This is a genomic window from Staphylococcus sp. HMSC62D11 (genome assembly GCF_001839145.1).
Taxonomy (GTDB): Bacteria; Bacillota; Bacilli; order Staphylococcales; family Staphylococcaceae; genus Staphylococcus; species Staphylococcus lugdunensis.
The window spans coordinates 301,828-319,114 of sequence record NZ_KV840185.1 but is presented as its reverse complement, the minus strand read 5'-3'; the positions used below and the strand labels follow the sequence as shown (position 1 = coordinate 319,114).

17 protein-coding genes are annotated in these 17,287 nt (G+C 34.6%); 4 read left to right on the top strand and 13 right to left on the bottom strand.

The genetic code is table 11. The annotated features are described in order from the left end of the window. The first annotated feature begins 6 nt into the window (after window positions 1-6). On the top strand, window positions 7-678 hold the full coding sequence (locus HMPREF3267_RS05995; RefSeq protein ID WP_002460794.1) for an ABC transporter ATP-binding protein: 672 nt from the start codon (window positions 7-9) through the stop codon (window positions 676-678). Between the two features lie 126 nt (window positions 679-804). Here HMPREF3267_RS05995 and HMPREF3267_RS05990 read toward each other — a convergent pair whose 3' ends face one another. Together HMPREF3267_RS05990 and HMPREF3267_RS05985 are read right to left on the bottom strand one after the other, a co-directional pair. Next, on the bottom strand, window positions 805-1,278 hold the full coding sequence (locus HMPREF3267_RS05990) for a MepB family protein (protein ID WP_062078273.1): 474 nt from the start codon (window positions 1,276-1,278) through the stop codon (window positions 805-807). 34 nt (window positions 1,279-1,312) lie between these two features. Next, the gene (locus HMPREF3267_RS05985) at window positions 1,313-2,254 is read right to left on the bottom strand and encodes a hypothetical protein (RefSeq protein WP_062078275.1); all 942 of its coding nucleotides are present in this window, start codon (window positions 2,252-2,254) and stop codon (window positions 1,313-1,315) included. A 444-nt stretch (window positions 2,255-2,698) separates the two neighbouring features. Here HMPREF3267_RS05985 and HMPREF3267_RS05980 point away from each other — a divergent pair, with 444 nt between their 5' ends. Next, a complete protein-coding gene (locus HMPREF3267_RS05980) occupies window positions 2,699-3,871 on the top strand; it encodes an MFS transporter (RefSeq protein ID WP_062078276.1) in 1,173 nt (390 codons plus the stop codon). Between the two features lie 172 nt (window positions 3,872-4,043). On the opposite strand, the gene HMPREF3267_RS05975 is transcribed toward HMPREF3267_RS05980, so the two are convergent. Genes HMPREF3267_RS05975 through HMPREF3267_RS05950 form a run of 6 tightly spaced genes read right to left on the bottom strand, consistent with a single transcriptional unit; the run spans window position 4,044 to window position 10,057 of the window. Next, on the bottom strand, window positions 4,044-5,549 hold the full coding sequence (locus HMPREF3267_RS05975) for a phytoene desaturase family protein (protein WP_002492491.1): 1,506 nt from the start codon (window positions 5,547-5,549) through the stop codon (window positions 4,044-4,046). Between the two features lie 2 nt (window positions 5,550-5,551). Then, a complete protein-coding gene (locus HMPREF3267_RS05970) occupies window positions 5,552-6,415 on the bottom strand; it encodes a phytoene/squalene synthase family protein (RefSeq protein ID WP_012990676.1) in 864 nt (287 codons plus the stop codon). 35 nt (window positions 6,416-6,450) lie between these two features. Continuing rightward, the gene (locus HMPREF3267_RS05965) at window positions 6,451-7,569 is read right to left on the bottom strand and encodes a glycosyltransferase family A protein (protein ID WP_002479071.1); all 1,119 of its coding nucleotides are present in this window, start codon (window positions 7,567-7,569) and stop codon (window positions 6,451-6,453) included. Between the two features lies 1 nt (window position 7,570). Continuing rightward, a complete protein-coding gene (locus HMPREF3267_RS05960; RefSeq protein ID WP_002479072.1) occupies window positions 7,571-9,070 on the bottom strand; it encodes a phytoene desaturase family protein in 1,500 nt (499 codons plus the stop codon). A gap of 11 nt (window positions 9,071-9,081) precedes the next feature. After that, on the bottom strand, window positions 9,082-9,564 hold the full coding sequence (locus tag HMPREF3267_RS05955) for a glycosyl-4,4'-diaponeurosporenoate acyltransferase CrtO family protein (protein ID WP_002479073.1): 483 nt from the start codon (window positions 9,562-9,564) through the stop codon (window positions 9,082-9,084). Continuing rightward, a complete protein-coding gene (locus HMPREF3267_RS05950; protein ID WP_037544261.1) occupies window positions 9,557-10,057 on the bottom strand; it encodes a TspO/MBR family protein in 501 nt (166 codons plus the stop codon). Before HMPREF3267_RS05950 ends, HMPREF3267_RS05955 begins: the two co-directional genes overlap by 8 nt. Window positions 10,058-10,258: 201 nt before the next feature. On the opposite strand from HMPREF3267_RS05950, the gene HMPREF3267_RS05945 reads away from it, so the two are divergent. Then, window positions 10,259-11,464, top strand: a complete 1,206-nt coding sequence (locus HMPREF3267_RS05945; RefSeq protein ID WP_062078278.1) for a DUF418 domain-containing protein — start codon at window positions 10,259-10,261, stop codon at window positions 11,462-11,464. A gap of 178 nt (window positions 11,465-11,642) precedes the next feature. On the opposite strand, the gene HMPREF3267_RS05940 is transcribed toward HMPREF3267_RS05945, so the two are convergent. Continuing rightward, window positions 11,643-13,340 (bottom strand): CocE/NonD family hydrolase, encoded by a 1,698-nt coding sequence (locus HMPREF3267_RS05940; protein ID WP_062078280.1) that lies wholly within the window; start codon window positions 13,338-13,340, stop codon window positions 11,643-11,645. 154 nt (window positions 13,341-13,494) lie between these two features. On the opposite strand from HMPREF3267_RS05940, the gene HMPREF3267_RS05935 reads away from it, so the two are divergent. Next, window positions 13,495-14,070: a TetR/AcrR family transcriptional regulator gene (locus HMPREF3267_RS05935; protein ID WP_062078282.1), complete on the top strand. Its 576-nt coding sequence runs from the start codon at window positions 13,495-13,497 to the stop codon at window positions 14,068-14,070. Window positions 14,071-14,125: 55 nt separating this feature from the next. Here HMPREF3267_RS05935 and HMPREF3267_RS05930 read toward each other — a convergent pair whose 3' ends face one another. The 4 genes from HMPREF3267_RS05930 to HMPREF3267_RS05910 all read right to left on the bottom strand — a co-directional run bounded on the left by HMPREF3267_RS05930 (window position 14,126) and on the right by HMPREF3267_RS05910 (window position 17,249). Then, window positions 14,126-14,326 carry a cold-shock protein gene (locus tag HMPREF3267_RS05930; protein WP_002479078.1) on the bottom strand — a complete coding sequence of 67 codons (201 nt, stop codon included), beginning with the start codon at window positions 14,324-14,326 and terminating at the stop codon, window positions 14,126-14,128. Between the two features lie 248 nt (window positions 14,327-14,574). After that, complete coding sequence (locus HMPREF3267_RS05925; protein WP_002460813.1) at window positions 14,575-15,348, bottom strand: acetoin reductase; 774 nt, start codon at window positions 15,346-15,348, stop codon at window positions 14,575-14,577. 375 nt (window positions 15,349-15,723) lie between these two features. Continuing rightward, window positions 15,724-16,431, bottom strand: a complete 708-nt coding sequence (locus HMPREF3267_RS05915) for a hypothetical protein (RefSeq protein ID WP_002479079.1) — start codon at window positions 16,429-16,431, stop codon at window positions 15,724-15,726. After that, complete coding sequence (locus HMPREF3267_RS05910) at window positions 16,431-17,249, bottom strand: ABC transporter ATP-binding protein (protein WP_002479080.1); 819 nt, start codon at window positions 17,247-17,249, stop codon at window positions 16,431-16,433. The genes HMPREF3267_RS05915 and HMPREF3267_RS05910 overlap by 1 nt, the downstream gene beginning before the upstream one ends. Window positions 17,250-17,287 lie beyond the last annotated feature (38 nt).

The following is a 17,287-nucleotide window of genomic DNA, read 5'->3' as shown; positions in this document are numbered from 1 at the left end:
GACACATTGATCGAATTACATGCTATTTCTAAAAGTTATAAACGTAAACACATTTTTGAACAGCTAAATATGCAATTTGCTGACAATCAACTGACTGTCTTGCTCGGAGAAAATGGTGCTGGGAAATCGACATTATTGCGTTTGATTTCAGGGATTGAACAACCAAATTCAGGTACCATTGATTACTTTGGTAAGACGCTATCAAAACGTCAAATTAGAAATATAGTAGGCTACGTGCCACAGGATATTGCTTTATTTGAACATATGAGTGCACAAGAAAATATTCAATTTTTTAAATCATTGTGTGACAAACCTGTTGATGATGATACCATAGCCCACTATTTGAAATTATTAAACTTTACTGACATGAAGGCACGTGTATCTACATTATCAGGCGGGAATAAACGCAAAATTAATATTTTAATTGGTTTATTAAGTCAACCTAAAATACTAATTTTAGATGAGCCTACTGTTGGTATTGATTTAAAATCACGTTATGATATTCACCAACTGTTAAACCAAATGAAATCCAGTTGTTTAATCATTTTAACGACACACCATTTAGATGAGGTAGAAGCATTAGCTGATAACATTAAACTCATCGGTCAACATCCATTTTATCGAGATGTTTTAAATGATAAACAATGGACTTATGAACATTATCATAATGCTTTATAGTATTAATAAACGCCTATCACAAAAGGACAATTTCTAACTCCTTTCGTGATAGGCGTTTTCGTATAATGCAGTTGTATCTTAAACAATTTCAAAGTAATATTCTTGCCAATTGATTATATTTAACCTTCATTCAATAGTTAGATTTGTAAAATACTTATCTTGCCAATGCTGTGTTTTAGCAGCTGATGGATTAAGGTCCTCTTCCCATGTTGGATAGACACGTAAAGCCATTTTCCCCTTATGTGATGTTGTCGATATGATATGTTGTTTAACTAGAACCTCTCGAGGAAATACGAACTGTCCAAACCGTTGTCCATCAATAACATTGACGACTAAAAACATTGGAAATTCAGCATCTTGATATGGTCTGTTGTTATTATCGTCATCTTTACACCACATCGCAAAGAAATATCCTCGTTTTTTAGGTGTTTTATGTGCGCGTCTACTCATATAAGTTTGCCCATTTAACTCGCACCTAAATGCTTCATAATCCGCATTCCACAGTTCTGTCTTGATTTCGATAGATGTATTACTATGATTAACTTGCAGTAGTTCTTTAACTAGATCTAAAGATTGCATGTTTTGTAAGTGTTTTGTCATATATACCTACCTTTTTGGCATAACCACATCTGCTTTATGATGCTGAATCATTTTTGATTGGTGCCGATTTGACTTGATTACCATTTTGATCTTCTTTAATCATTTTTTTACCTTGCAATTTATAAGTACCTAGAATTTCGCCATCTTGATTCCGATAATTGATTGACCAACTATCTTTCGTCATTTTAATATTATCCCACAGATAATCTTTATTAGCAGGCGCTCCTTCAAGTTGAGCAATTTGGTCAAATAGCTGACTACGTGCATGTGCCATTTCAGTGCCGCTTTCTTTTAATTCGCGCTGTTTTCTCTCAGTATCTGATTCATCCATACGTGGATCCTTTTGTGTTATTTTAATTTTATTCTCCATCTCAGGTAATGAACGATTATTTTTATTCTCTGTATATACTTTATTTAAATCGTATTCATCTCCAGATTTCAAAGCATCTTGATAATTGCGAATTGGACTTTGTGTAGCACCAATATAAATCTTATCATTATTTACCCCTACTACTGTGCGATAGCTACCTTTATCAGGATAAACCATGTAGAATTTCATTCCATCAGGTGCCTGACTTATATTTTCATAAGGAACTAGACCAAAGTCAACAATTTGCTTCACATCATTGTCACCTGTCCCTTGTCGCTTATATTTGCCTGTTAATATTTCATTTTTGGTTAGTGAATATTTACCTTTTGGATCAGCATAAAAAATTAATGCAAGTTTCGTTTTATCTGATAATTGTCCTGCTGACGATTTAGTTTGTCCCTTATCTTCTTTATCACTGTGTTGTTGGCCTGATGTTTTATTTTGTTTCTCATTGTTCTCCGTTTGATGTTTAGATGTGTGCTTTTCATCTTTCTTATTATCAGCTTGTGACGTCTTTTTTTGATTTTCTTGTTGTGATGAATCACTGTTTTGACAAGCCGTCAATAACATGAGTGCCACCGAACTTGCTAGAAATACTTTTTTCATATTCCTCATCCTTTCTTTGTTTAATAACACTTTTTAAAATATATAATTAACTTATACTTTAAACATATCATAAAATGTATTATAAAAAAATATGGTATATGCTTCACATCCTACGCGCTTAATTCAACCTACTTTACATAACTTCGAACGGCAAACGTATGTCAAAGTTGAAACTGAACAAGAAACAACGAATTCAAACACTTTATATACAAAAAACTGAATAGCGCACAGAACAAAGAAATATCATAAACATTTCTACAAACAATGCAAGATGGAGATGAATTGTCTAAATTGACTTTGTTGTCAGTTTTCTTCTTTTAAGATTTACTTACTTCTTTGAATTTTTTTACTATTGCCTCTTTTTAATGTGGCCTTTAGAAAAGTCATGAAACGTGGGATAATATGAACATTGCGAACAATTTAATATTTGAAAGGAGTTAAATGATGACACCATCATTGAAATATAATCAAATTACAACTATTTTCTTCATCACCGGCATCGCTGTGATGTGTAGTTTATATACAGCGCTTCCTTTAACCGTAGCATTCGCTAAAGACTTCGATATTCCAAAATCGATTGCTACATTAAATGGTGTTGTTTTCTCAATTACCTATTCTGTAAGCTGCTTATTTTATGGCACTATTTCAGAAAAATTTGGTCGTATTCGTACCATTTTATGTGGCTTAGTGGGCTTAGTCATTATTTGCTGTCTGATTGGCTTTGTGCGGTCATTTATCTTATTAATTATTCTACGCGCACTGCAAGGCATCTGTGCTGCAGCATTTTCTCCAGTATCTATTACCTATGTAACTGAGAACTATTCACCAGTGAAGCGTGTAACAGCCATTAGTTTTATTAGTACAAGCTTTATGTTATCTGGTGTAATTGGTCAAAACTTAAGTGAAATTATTGTACGTTATACACATTGGCATAGCGTGTATTTTACCTTAACAATACTTTATCTCATTTTAGCTGTGGCCATTTATAAAAAAGTTCCTGAAAGTCCAGTCTACCGCCCTCATATTCGTTTACTTAGCTTTTTCACTAATTTTAAAGCCTTTAAAACGAACAAAATGGTCTTACTATGTTATTTTGTATCACTAACCTTGTTAACGATGTTTATTAGTATGTATGATATATTTAATGCCTATATCACTTCAGATATTGTCGGCGGGAATCAAACAACTGCGATTAATGCAAAGCTATACGGCATCTTCGGCATGCTATTAGCTTTACTTGCAGGACGTTTAAGTGATCGTATCGGCGTCAAAAATGTCATCCTTACATCATTAATGATTAGTATTATATCGTTATTAGGTATGGCATGTACTACAAATGTTACTTTACTTGTGATTTGGAGTGTCACGTTTATTGCAGGAATTGCATTTTGTGTCCCTTCCGTCATCTCAAATGTAGGTATTGTAGTCAACGGTAATCAAGGATTCTTTTTATCTGTAAATACCTTTATTTTATTTTTAGGAACTGCACTTGCACCAATTATTAATATTTATATAGCACGCATACAAAGCTTTTCACTTCAATTTATTATTATCGCTTGTATTGGTATCATTTCTCTTTGTGTTGCACTTTTTCTACCTAAAACTAAACGCTATTAATTAACAATGGTATGTGTCTGGGGCATAATTATGTCTCAGGCTCTGAACTCTATATAGACAGTAATTGACTGGATTGAAAATACACTTATCCTAAGCTTTTTCAATCCGAGTCAACCTTGCCGGGGCGGGACTACGAATTCACAATGAATTCTAGCCCGCTCTAATTCTTTTACTATATACCTGCTGCAATATCTTTCAATATTTCTTCAACAGTAATCTTTGCACTGGTTAAAACAATAGGCACACCTGCACCTGGATGTGTACTTGCACCTGCAAAATATAGATCGTGATAGTCACGAGCAACATTTGGCGGTCGGTAATAATTACTTTGAGCGAGCGTTGGCATTAAGCCAAATGCTGCACCATACTGCGCATGATAGTCTCGTTGAAAATCTAACGGTGTAAAAATTGTTTCTGATACGATATGCTGTTTAATATTTTCAAGGGCTTCTATCGTTGCTAACTTGTGATAAATGATTTCCTTGATGCGAGCTACTATCGATTCATCCTGCCAATCTATTTTTGTTGTTTTCAACTCTGCAGTAGGCATAAGTACATATATACCTGTTTGTCCCTCAGGCGCTAGCGTCGTATCACCTACTGCTGGAACATAAATATATAATGATGGATCCTTTGACAATTGACCATTAAATATTTCTTTCACATTTTGTTCAAAATCTGCCGAAAAAATCACATTATGTAATAACAGGTTGTCTCTCAAGTCTTGATCTATACCAATATACATTAGGCATGCAGAACATGAATAATCTAATTGTGCTATTTTTTGTGGCGGATACTTTTTAACAGGGCTATGTTCAGGCATAAGATGTTGTGCTGCATATGGAAAATCAGCAGTACATAATACCTTATCAAAGCGTTCAACAAGACCATTGACTCTTATTCCATCGGCTCGTTTATATTTTGGGTCTATAATAATTTCATCGATTTGTGCGTTTAAACGAATATCAACACCCAAATCTTGATTTAAACGTGTTAAACCTTGTGCCATGCCGTACATGCCGCCTTTAATAAAATGCACACCAAACATCATTTCAATCATCGGTATAATAGAATATAGTGATGGCCCACGCTTGGGATCGATGCCAATATATAACGTTTGAAAAGCTAAGAGTTTTTGGATTTTATCATTATCAACATATTGTGCAATTAAATCATCTGCATGATTTAACGTCTTTAATTTAGCACCTTGCACTAATGACGTTAAGTTATAAAAATCACTAGGCTTACGAAACGTACGCTCTAAAAAATATTTGCGTGCAATTTCATAACGCTTATAAATATCAGTAAGAAATGACATAAAGCCATGTGTTGAACCTGGCTCGATGTGCTCTAACATTTGTTGTAATTGAGCTAGATCAGTAGGTACACGAACTTTGTCATCCTTAGCAAAATAGACATCATAAATATAAGGTAATTGTGTCATCTCTACATAATCTTCAAAGTTTTTGCCACATGCTTCAAATACTGCTTTATAGACTTCAGGAATCATCACGATTGTAGGGCCCATATCGAAAGTAAATCCATCTTTAGTAAACTGACTCATACGCCCACCAAGTTGATCATTTTTCTCAAACAATGTCACTTGATGACCTTTTGCTGCCAATCTTGCCGCGGATGCTAAACCAGTCACGCCTGCACCAATTACTGCTATATTCATTGCTATTCCACCTGTCCTTGATATTTCTTTTTTATACGTCGATAAAATTTTGCCTTATCTACTTTGGATACATACACGCGTTGATGTAATGTGTACCCTGCCTTTCTAACTTCATCAAGAATGCTCGCATAAATCACTGCAGCTAGCTCAATAATAGGTTGCGCTTGCTTATTAAACACATGAATATTCGACAGCGCATCATGGTAGGCTTGTTCTGCTATATAAGCTAATGCTTCCCACATCTTAATATAATTCGATGTCACACCTTGCTGATATTGTTGTTTAATATCAATATTAAAGTGCGCCAACCGTTCTTTACTAATATAAATACGTCCCTGTTCAAAGTCTTCTCCAACATCACGTAAAATATTAGTTAATTGTAAAGCTTCTCCTAATTTTCGTGCGACTCTAAACGTTTCTGTAGTTGGCTGTTGTGCTAAAATAGGTGTTAAAACTTCTCCAACAGTTCCCGCAACCCCATAACAGTAATCTAACATAGCTTCATCGGTATCAAATTGCTCAAAATATTGATCTTTGCGTACTGTATCAATAAGCTTGTAAAATGCTGGGTATTCCATTTTAAATGTATGTGCGACATTTGAAAATGCGTGCATGATTCGCGCATCGCTTTGAAATTCAGGATGCAACTGTTGTTGTTCAATGGCCATAATATCTTGTCGTATGTACTGCAAATATTGTGGATCATGATGAACATCGATACTATCATCAATCACACGGCATACAGCATAAATCGCCCATACTGCACGTCTTTCTCTATCTGGTAAATAATCAAAGGCATAGGAGAAACTTTTAGAATGATGCTTCATCAGTTGATGGCAGTACTGAAAATGGTCATCTAGTGTCATCTCGTGCACCCTCCTTGTATTAAATATTTATAACATCACAAATGATACGTTCGGCCTTTCCATATAACGCTTCGCTTACAGTAAGACTGTATCCATGATGATAAAAACACACCACTAAAAAAGATAAATAAGATAGGGTGCAAACATAACATCCAACGTGAAAAATGACCTACTCGTCGATGTATGCGTATAAATTGCATTGTATAAAGAATATATAATATCCCCATGTTAACTTTAGATATCGGCTTTACTAACAAACTAAGTATTAAGCCTGATGCTGTAATAATCGATCCCATTAACCATATAACAATACTTGTCATAACCTTTGGCGAAGTTGCAGTAGCACCAACAGAAAAATGTTTAACCCATCCATGAACGAGTGACTGAATGCCATCTTCATACATTCGGAATTGAATATCTTGCTGTCCTTCATATAAATTTACTGGTAAGCCTTGTTGTGAATATGCTTGACCTAATGCGAACCCTTCAATAATATGATGTTTAGCTTGTTGATGTCCTTGTGTGGACTTATAATCAGTTGAATTAGTCAAGACAACAGGCCCAAAGGCCATGCGCGTAGTCTGCTGTCCGTCTATTAATGAAAATTGATTCGTACCAACTACTGTCAATGTATTAAATAGCGCCGATAAACTTTCATAAGGTCGTATAGTAGAATGATAAGGTTGGACACTTAACAAACCTCGGTAATCTTGTTGGTAGTAAGTATCGATGAGTGCTTGAATTGCTCTAGGGGATGTTAATGTCACATCGGCATCAACAAACAACAATAGTGGAGTTGATGCGTAGGTCGCACCTTGATAACAAGCCAATGACTTACCTTGCCATAATGACGGTTTATCAGCTTGAACTGAATAGACAGAAGCTCCAGCTGCGCGTGCGATTTCAGCAGTTTGATCTGTGGATCCATCATCCATCACAATCATTTCTACAGAAACGGTTTGTTGTGCTAATGACTTTAATAAGCGTGGTAAGCGTTGCGCTTCGTCACGCGCTGGAACAATAACGGATAATTCCAATTGTTTTGATGAATGAATCTTACTATGTGTCAATGGATGGCGTCGACCATACATGACTTTACCACTAATGATAGAAAAGAACGTAAATAGCATAGTTAATGAACTAATCCATTTCACTTTAGTCTCTCCTTTCACCGTGTTCGATAGCATTAATTTTATCCGCTACTTGTTGCCCGCTTAAAGTAACCATAGGCATGCCCCCACCCGGATTTACAGAACCACCAACAAAAAATAGATTATTAAAATAAGCACATTGCTTTGGAAACTTGAAGCCCTTATTTTTCTTTTTATCTGCCACAACGCCATAAATAGCACCACGATTAGAACGATAATGATGTTCTATATCTTCAGGCGTCCACATATCCTCAAACACAATGTGCGCTCTTAAATCATCTAATCCCATAGCTTCTAACTTATCCAAAACACGTTCTTTTAATTGCAGATAATCTTCCTGAGAGAAAGGTTGATTTTGAATATATGGAATATGCGGTAAAACTTTAATGCTCTCATAACCTTGAGGTGCCTGAGTTGGATCGGTTTTATTCGCATTCACTAAATAAATTGTTGGATCATACGGTAATATTTTGTCGTGAAAGACTTCACGATAATTACGCTTTGAATCTGCTGTGAAGAAAAAGTTATGATGTGCAAGCTGTGGAAAGTACTTATCAATACCTAAATGTAGTACAAGACCTGAACTTGCAGGTTCATAAATCTTTTCTAAACGTTCAATCTTTTTATCACTAAAATGCAGTAATTCACGATATGTCGGAATAACTTCCATATTTGAAATGAGATAGTCCGCTTCGACGCTTTCTCCAGTTGTTAGTCTCACACCTACAACTTTGTCAAATGACGTTTGAATGTTTTCTACACCTACACCAGTATGAATATGAACGCCTTCTTCACGCGCTAACGTTTCAAGTGCTTGAGCCAGATGATGCATTCCTCCTTTGACATACCACAAGCCTTGTTCTTGTTGCATATGATAAAGCATTGATAACACGGCTGGTGCGTCATATGAAGATGAGCCAACATATTTAATAAAGTACCCTAACATATCTCTCAATTGTGGATTTGATACACGTCTATTAATAGCTTGTTGCATAGTAGAAAAATAATCAAAGCCACGCAATGCTTTAAACGGCCCGTGGTAAGTCAAAATTTCTGGTAAGGTATCTAAACCTAAGCGGAAATAGCCTTGTTCCGTAAAACGATGAATGCGTTCTGCGTAATCATAAAATGACATTAATTCTTGTCGATCTTGTGCTGTCAGAGTTGAATTATTATCAATAGTATCAGCAACATTATCATATAAATCTATCGTTTCCCCAGATGGAAAGAAACTACGCCATTGCAATGGCAATCGCTCTATATCTACGTAATCTCTCATTTCTTTACCACTGTGTTGAAAAAGCTGTTCAAAAATATAAGGCATAGTAAGAATAGATGGTCCTAAATCAAAACCAAATTGAGAGGTAGTTAGACGATTAACCTTTCCGCCGATATGGTCATTTTGTTCATATAAATCGACACGGTAGCCACTCTGTGCCATCCGAATCGCAGCGGAAATACCGCCAAGACCGCCACCAATCACAACTACTTTTTTAATTGGCATACACTCACTTCCTATCTGTTTTTCAATTTATGATAATAACGCTCGAGCTTAGGGCGATTATAACGTTGCACAATCATACATGGTAAATTTGCTAATAAAGCATATGTCATATGTGGTATTTTTATATATTTCGGCGCAGCAAGAAATACAAACATTGGTAACATCGCTATTCCATGAACAAATTCTGCACGCCGTGTTTCTATAATAAAATCATATATATCTTGCGCTGACGGTTGCGCCATTAGAGTCGATTTATTATAAATTGCCGGATTTAAACGATGTCCCTTTGGCAAATGATCTTTCCAGCGTTTGACTTGAAAGACATCATTCCAAAAATCTCCTTCACGTTCGAATGCGAATGACTTAAAACAGAAATCACACTTCATTAAAAATGTAGTACTTAAACGTGTTCCCCACACGGCAACCAACATCTGAAGCACAAACCAATAAATACCACTGCCTATGATGAGCCAAATAACGGATTTTTTACGCATGGTGTCCTGCCGTATAATCTGGATTATCTTTATTGAGTAACCAATTACCTGTCGCCAAGTATGAAGCAAACGCTGACCAACAAATATAAGGAATTAATAAATAACCCGCAATTCGATGTTTTTGATAGAATTGGACGGCGGTCGCAACAACTGCACTAAATAAAATATAACTGTCAATGAGGGCTGCACCACGTAATTTATATTTAAAATAAAGTAATGACCATAAGTAATTTAAACCTAACTGCAAATAATACGTGGCTTGTGCTGCTTGATGCTGTTTTTGTTGTGAAATGATGTCATGAGCAATACCCATACTTAAGTAAAGTGTTGGCCAGACAATCGGAAAAACATAACCCGGTGGTGATAATGGTGGTTTAACATTTTTACTATAATCCCGACGTGCATTTTTTACGGTGATTTTGCCAATAATTTGGCCACCGATTAAAGGTAAAGCAATACGACATAGCTTCTTGCTCACTTTGATACTGTTCATCTTCACATCCTCCTTTATGTTGAATAACGTAAATTTATAAAAGAATTAATTACATTTAGTTAATAATTCACCTATTCCCTTAAAAGATATGCATTAACCACTATATAACAAATTGGTACCTTTAATATTTAAGGAAGAATTAAGCTGCATTTAGTTTTATTTTTATGTGTGTACGTTATGGTATGGGAGAGGTGAATAATATTGAAACGAATTAAAGTTGCAGATGCACTAAGAGGATTTAGCTTATTAGGGATTTTTATAGCTAATTTACTTATATTTCAATTTGATTTAACTGGCCAATTATATATTGATTATTTTCATTTAAGTCCATTCAACCATGGTGTTTTTAATATTATTAATATTCTTTTTGTAGGTAGTTTTATGCCTATCTTTGCTATGCTTTTTGGCTTTTCTATGGATAAATTATACCAATCCATGAAACGAAAAGGTGTTAAACGTCCGAAACTAAAACTCTTTCGTCGTGCTTTTTTCCTGATGATTATTGGAGGTTTACATGCATCTTACATATGGGGTGGAGATATATTATTTGGTTATGGCTTCTCTATGCTATTTGTCATTCCTTTCATTCATATGGGGAAACGTGCTTTTAAATACTTTACGCTCATTATTTTTGGATTATTGCTCGTACTATTTATTGTCATGCCATTTTCCGGTGATAATGGTATGCAAACAACACCTAGCAAACATGACACAGCAAATTATGTATCAAAGATTACAAAGATTTACAGTGAAGGTAGTTATTCAGATATTCGTCATGTTGATGAAACAGTTGAAGATCCAAAATTTGCTTTATTCGAAGATCAACTAGGGTCAATCTTTTTCCTACTCATTTTTATTCTTATTCCTTTAATGGAAGTGCCATTATTTACATTAGGTGTCTATTTATCTAAAAGTGGTTGGTTCGAAAAAGATGCGCTTGATTGGTGGTCCTCTAAATTATGGATATGGATTATACCCCTAGCACTTATCGGCAAATCAGCAGTACTCTGGGTTCAACATCCAACAATTGCTGAAAATTTCACGGAAGTGTTCGGTATCATACTCGCATTTGGTTATATGAGTTTATTTAAATATATGTATCAAAAATTACCACAACATTTTACATTCCGAGGTTTAGAACATATTGGTAAAATGTCACTGACCTTTTACTTAATACAAAGTGTGATTGGCACTATGATTTTTTATGGCTATGGCTTAGGACAATTCGGCAGCGACCATGTAACAATGATGTTTGGTATCTTTATTATTCTTTATGTTCTTCAAGTGCTAGTTGCTTCTTGGTATCAACGTCATTGGCGGTATGGACCAATGGAATATCTATTACGTATGTTTACCTATTGGCAATTACGTGTCGGCAAGAAAAAACATGCGAGACATCATTCCTAGAAAAAAAAGTTTAGGCCAAAATTATGTATTAGGCTATGAACTATATATTGGCAGTAGTTGACTGGATTGAAAACACACTGATACCAAGCTTGTTTCAATCCTAGTCAACCTTTCCGGGGCGGGACTACGAATTCGTTATGAATGCTGTCCCGCCCTTTTTTTATTTTATGTTTATCCCTTAATCTTCTAATAATTGATATGGAATTAATAGATGCGAGTCATACTTGCCACCTGTATATATGTGATTTAAACCATGATTGACTGTATCTTGATGTTCATAGCGTGTCTTCATTCCTGGTACTGGTGTGCTTGTGCCTTTAACGACTTCACTACCCTTTATCACAACTTGTAATTGTTCTCCGCTTTTAAATAGCGTACTAGATGGCAAAATTTCTACTTCAACAGCAACAATTTCTTGAGGTGCAAGTTTATGTTCTTTCATATGGTGATACCAAGGTTGTAGTGCTGTTGATTTTTCAATATCTAATTCTCGATGTGATACACGTAACCATCCAGTTGCCACTTGTCCATTTTCAATATGATTAAAATCAGGAAAATGTACCTCTTCTCCTTGACGATTGATTTTCTTTATGCCAATGAACAAGTCCATATCATCTGCTTCTTCTGTTGCTACCCATAACTTGAGTTTCATATTTCCAGTTATTTCAGTATTGTGAGTAAAACGTTTACTAAATCTCACTTCATCATCAAGTGAATCATCACTTAAATAGCTTACTGAAACTGTTTCTTCTGGTAACTGCGCTTGTAATGACATATCTTGTGCATTTAAATATAACGGCTTTTCACTCATCTGTGGTAATGGATATGCTGTCGCTGTGTTGTGATAACCCTGATAAAATTTATCACGTACTTCATAACTTACACGTGGTGTTTCAGGCCAATCATTATCAATACCTTTAAGGTAGTAATCAAAGAACGATTTTTGTTGTTCTAGTGATTCACGTGCATAATATGTTTCCCATTCTTTACGTCCATGAATTTTCAACCATTTATGCTGTGATGATGCTTGTTTAAATCCTTCAAATGTGCCACGATTATGGAGGCCTTGTGTAGACCAACTCGCACAGACAAACATAGGTATTTGAATGTGAGCTAATGGCGCTTGTTTAGCTTGCCAGTATTCATCAAACAACGGATGATTTTGCTGTGCAGCAATTAAATCTTCAATATCCATGTCTGGCCATCTTTGCACTAAACCTTGATACCAAAAACGGTAAAATCCTGTATCTGGAATACCACCATGAAAGGCGATTTCTCTATACATATCGTTCAATCCTTCCCACGGTATCATAGCTTTTAAATGCGTTGGATTTAGAGAAGCAACCCACCATTGCGTCACCGCTAAATAAGATACGCCATTCGTCCCTACATTGCCATTGCTCCATCGTTGTTTGCCAGCCCAATCGATGACTTGAGCATAATCTTTAGCTTCTGATAATCCCCAAGGATAAAGTGCACCAACTGATTTAGCACTACCTCTTAAAGCTACTTTTACAACAACATAATCATTAGGTACCCAAAAGCCTGGATCCGGTGATTCTTCAGGTGTAAAGCTTGACGTTAGAATTGTACCTATTGTTGGCCACATAGGTCCCATATTTGTGATTTTAGGTTTATTATCTTTTCCATAGGTATCTGCAGATATAACAACAGGAAATTGCCCTTCTTTATTTGGTCTAAATATATTCACATATAATTGTGTACCATCTTCCATTGTCACTGGTCTATCTTTTTCCATTATCATTTCTTGATTTCCATATTGAACACTATCAACGACTATATGATTAGTTCCTTCTTTAATCTGTTCTAATGGCGTAACTGTTAATTGTGGATTACCTAACATATCTTTTTCTATCGTTTGTCATCCCTTTCATGTTTCTGCATTTTAATTACAATTTCATTCTAACCACTGTATCATTTTTAACAACAAGCAGACCATCGCAATTTGTTTGAAAATCAACATAGGAGTCAAAACTGTTTATAATTAGACTGGAATGAGGAGGGAGTATGTGGCACAAGATCGTAGAATTAGAAAATCTAAACAAGCGATACACCATGCCTTTTTACAATTACTAACAGAAACGTCGTTTGATAAGCTAACTATACAACAATTAACTGAAACTGCTGATATTAATCGTAGTACGTTTTATAGTTATTACGTAGATAAATATGATTTATTAGAAGAAATTGAGAATAAACTCATACAAGATTTACAATATTTTATTGCTGAACAACATCAACAACAACACAACATCATGCTTAAAAACATCATCACCTATTTAATCGAGCACATTGATAATCATAGAGATGTATTTAGCATCTTATTTAAAATTGGTAAAGCATCAATGATTCAAGAAAAACTTTATAACCTTATTTATAATCATTTAAGTCAATATAAAAATGAAGATGATACGATTGAAGGCATGCCATTTTCTTATTATATGAGCTATGTTTCAGGTGCAGGAATTTCTTTAGTCAAACATTGGATTCAAGATCCGCATCCTATAGATAAAGCACAACTTGAATATCACTTTTATCAAATTGTTAGCCATGGTGCAGCAAGTATGATTCGATTTGACTCATAAAAACATAAAAAAGCCTAGAACATTGAATGTTCTAGGCTCTTTCTATAATGGTTAGTTACATTACTACAACGTTAGTAGCTTGGTCGCCACGTTGACCTTCAGTAATGTCGAATTCAACTTTTTGACCTTCTTCTAAAGTTTTGTAACCTTCACCAGCGATACCACTGAAATGTACGAATACGTCATTTCCGTCTTCTCTTTCGATGAAACCAAAACCTTTTTCTGCGTTAAACCATTTTACTGTACCGTTATTCATATAGAATACCTCCGTGTGCTTTTGCACTAATATTTGTAACAAAATCATGTATAAAAAAGAGAGTATTCTAGATAAACACACTACAATTTCACGAACTTTTATTACGATAGACTAACTATAACGTATATTTCATGATAAGTAAAGCTTTTTACTAAAATAAATAATTATAAGTTTTAGTTATTTTTATTTTCAACTGATAAAACCCTACTAAATCCTACAGTTATCCGCTTCACTTTGTAACTTATAATTTATCTATATACTAATCCACCATCTGTAAGAATAGCTTGACCTGTAATATAGTCTGAATCATCTGATGCTAAGAATGATACTAGATTAGCCACATCTCGTGGTTCTTGATAACGTCCTAATTTAATTGCAGCTGAAAATTCAGCAAAAGCTTCACCTGGTTGTAACTCGTCGTTATAGCGTACCATTTCAGCATCGATACGATCCCACATTTCTGTTTTAGCAACACCTGGACAATAAGCGTTCACTGTAATATGATCTTGCGCTAACTCTTTTGCTGCTGCTTGTGTAAATGAACGCACCGCGTGTTTTGAAGCTGAATATGTGCTTAACATTTCATAAGATTCATGTCCGGCAATGCTGCAGGCATTGATGATTTTACCTTTAGTATGTTGTTTTTTAAATTGTTCTGCTGCTGCTTGTGTGCCATAAACCATACCAAAAACATTAATATTAAACACACGTTGAAGTTGCGCTTCATCAACTTCTAAAAATGGACTTACTGCATCAACACCAGCATTGTTTACGAACACATCTAATTGACCAAATTCAGCTACTGCAAATCTAACCAATTCTTGTTGTTCTTTTTTCACTGATACATCACTTCTAAAAGCAACAACGTTATAGCCTTTACCTTTGAATTCTTCTTCTGTTTTTAATAAAACATCTCCATTAATATCTTGGATAACTACGTTAAAACCATCATTCGCTAAGCGTTCTGCAATGCCTTTACCTAATCCACCTGCTGAACCTGTAACTACTGCTGTTTTTGACATAATAAACAACTCCTTAAGATTATTAATCTATCTCTCACTTACTAGTTTAGCCTTAAGAAGTAAAATTACAATAAATACGCATAAAAACCAGCTCATTTTAACATATCTTTCAAACTTGTAAGCTGAAACTAATATTTTGAAAGATTAGATAAAGGCTCATACATATAACCATTTATATAATCAAATTATAATAAATCATTTGAGGTGAAGTACTATGACAATATTGAAAAATATCATTTCAACACTTTTCTGTCTCGCAATGGTGGCGTTGGGTTTATTCATCATCATGAAAATTGGTGGTCACTATTTCCCACAAGTTGACATGTTACGCACAATCAATGAATATAACCCGCTCTCTAATCTGGATATCTATTATTAACGGTATTCTGTGCGACTTACAAACACAAAGATTAAAGTAATTAGCACGCAAATATATAAAGCAAACCAAACATTCAGAATGGCAAAGGGCATATTCAATAATTGAGATACATCTTTGTTATAAACGGATAATAACTCACTCACGGGTGGAAAGACCCATAAGATAAATTTTAATATTGAAAAATTTTGTATCAGAGGTATCTTCAAAATTGAAATTAAATATATCAACACCAGTACTAACCAGCGATACTTTTGAGATAAACCTTGAATAACTTTTAACAATAATGTAAAAACAATTCCTAATAGCGCTAATGCTATGTGAATGTATATTCCTAAAAGAATATTAGAAACTGAAAGATGTTGCTCAAACCTCATCGTCACAATTGGATATGCCACAGCAAATAATATGAAAGGTATAGACACAAGACAGCTAAATACCAATTTACCCAAAATGTATTTCCTTTTCCCATTCAATTGGACAAACAACAATTGTTGTTCTTCGATATTTTCTAAATTTAAAATTATTGTAGTTAACCATGTCATGATGAACAATAAAATAATAGCACTGCTAGCAAAGCTTGAGAGAATAGGCTGTCCTGAATAAAAATAAAGCATGATAAGCGCAGTTAGAAAGAACATACAAGGGGCAATGTATTGATATGCTGTAATAAATTTCTTATATTGATAGATGACAAGACCGCCCATTATGTCCACTCCTTCACTGTTGTTATATCATATTGTTTATCTATTAATATTTTTAGAAGATGATTACATTGTTGTTGATTAACTTTTATTAAAGTACACGTTGAGTGCTGTTCAATGATTTCCATATCAAACTCTCTTACTAATTCATTTAAGTCTATTTGGCTAACAAATTGTGTTTCAATTATTTTATAACTTACTTGAGCCTGTTCCGTTAGTTTCATGAGACGCTGTGTACTTAATTTAAATTGGTGTGTGACTAATCCGTAATGCTGCGCTTCATCATGTGAGGTTAATATTACTGTTGCATATTGTTTCAAATACTTCAATATAGATGTTAGCACTGAAACAGATTGTTTATCTAATCCTGAAAAAGGTTCATCCAAAATATAAATGTCTGCTTGTTTTAATAAGCATTGTATTAGGTTTAATTTTTGTTGCGTCCCTTTTGAACATTGTTTAATCGGTTGTGATAAAAATGCCTCAATATGGAAACGTTGAATTAAATCATCTAAAGCGAAACAGCTATGTTGCACTTCATAAAGTTGTTCAACAAATAATAGATATTGTTGTACCGTTAATGTTATGGATTTAGGTAAATGATCAGGTGCATAACTCACTTGCCCATTAATAGTTACATTTCCCACTGTTGGTTTATATATTTGTGCTAACATCTTTAAAGTAACACTTTTACCCGAACCATTAGCCCCAACGATTTGGATAATGCTCTGATTAGGAAATTCAATCGTCATATCACTAAAAATCACTTGTCCATTGATAACTTTAGTGAGAGATTTCCCTTTAATAGCTAAGTCCATCATACCTTTGTCTCCTTATTTGTTTCTGTCTTTATAACGTA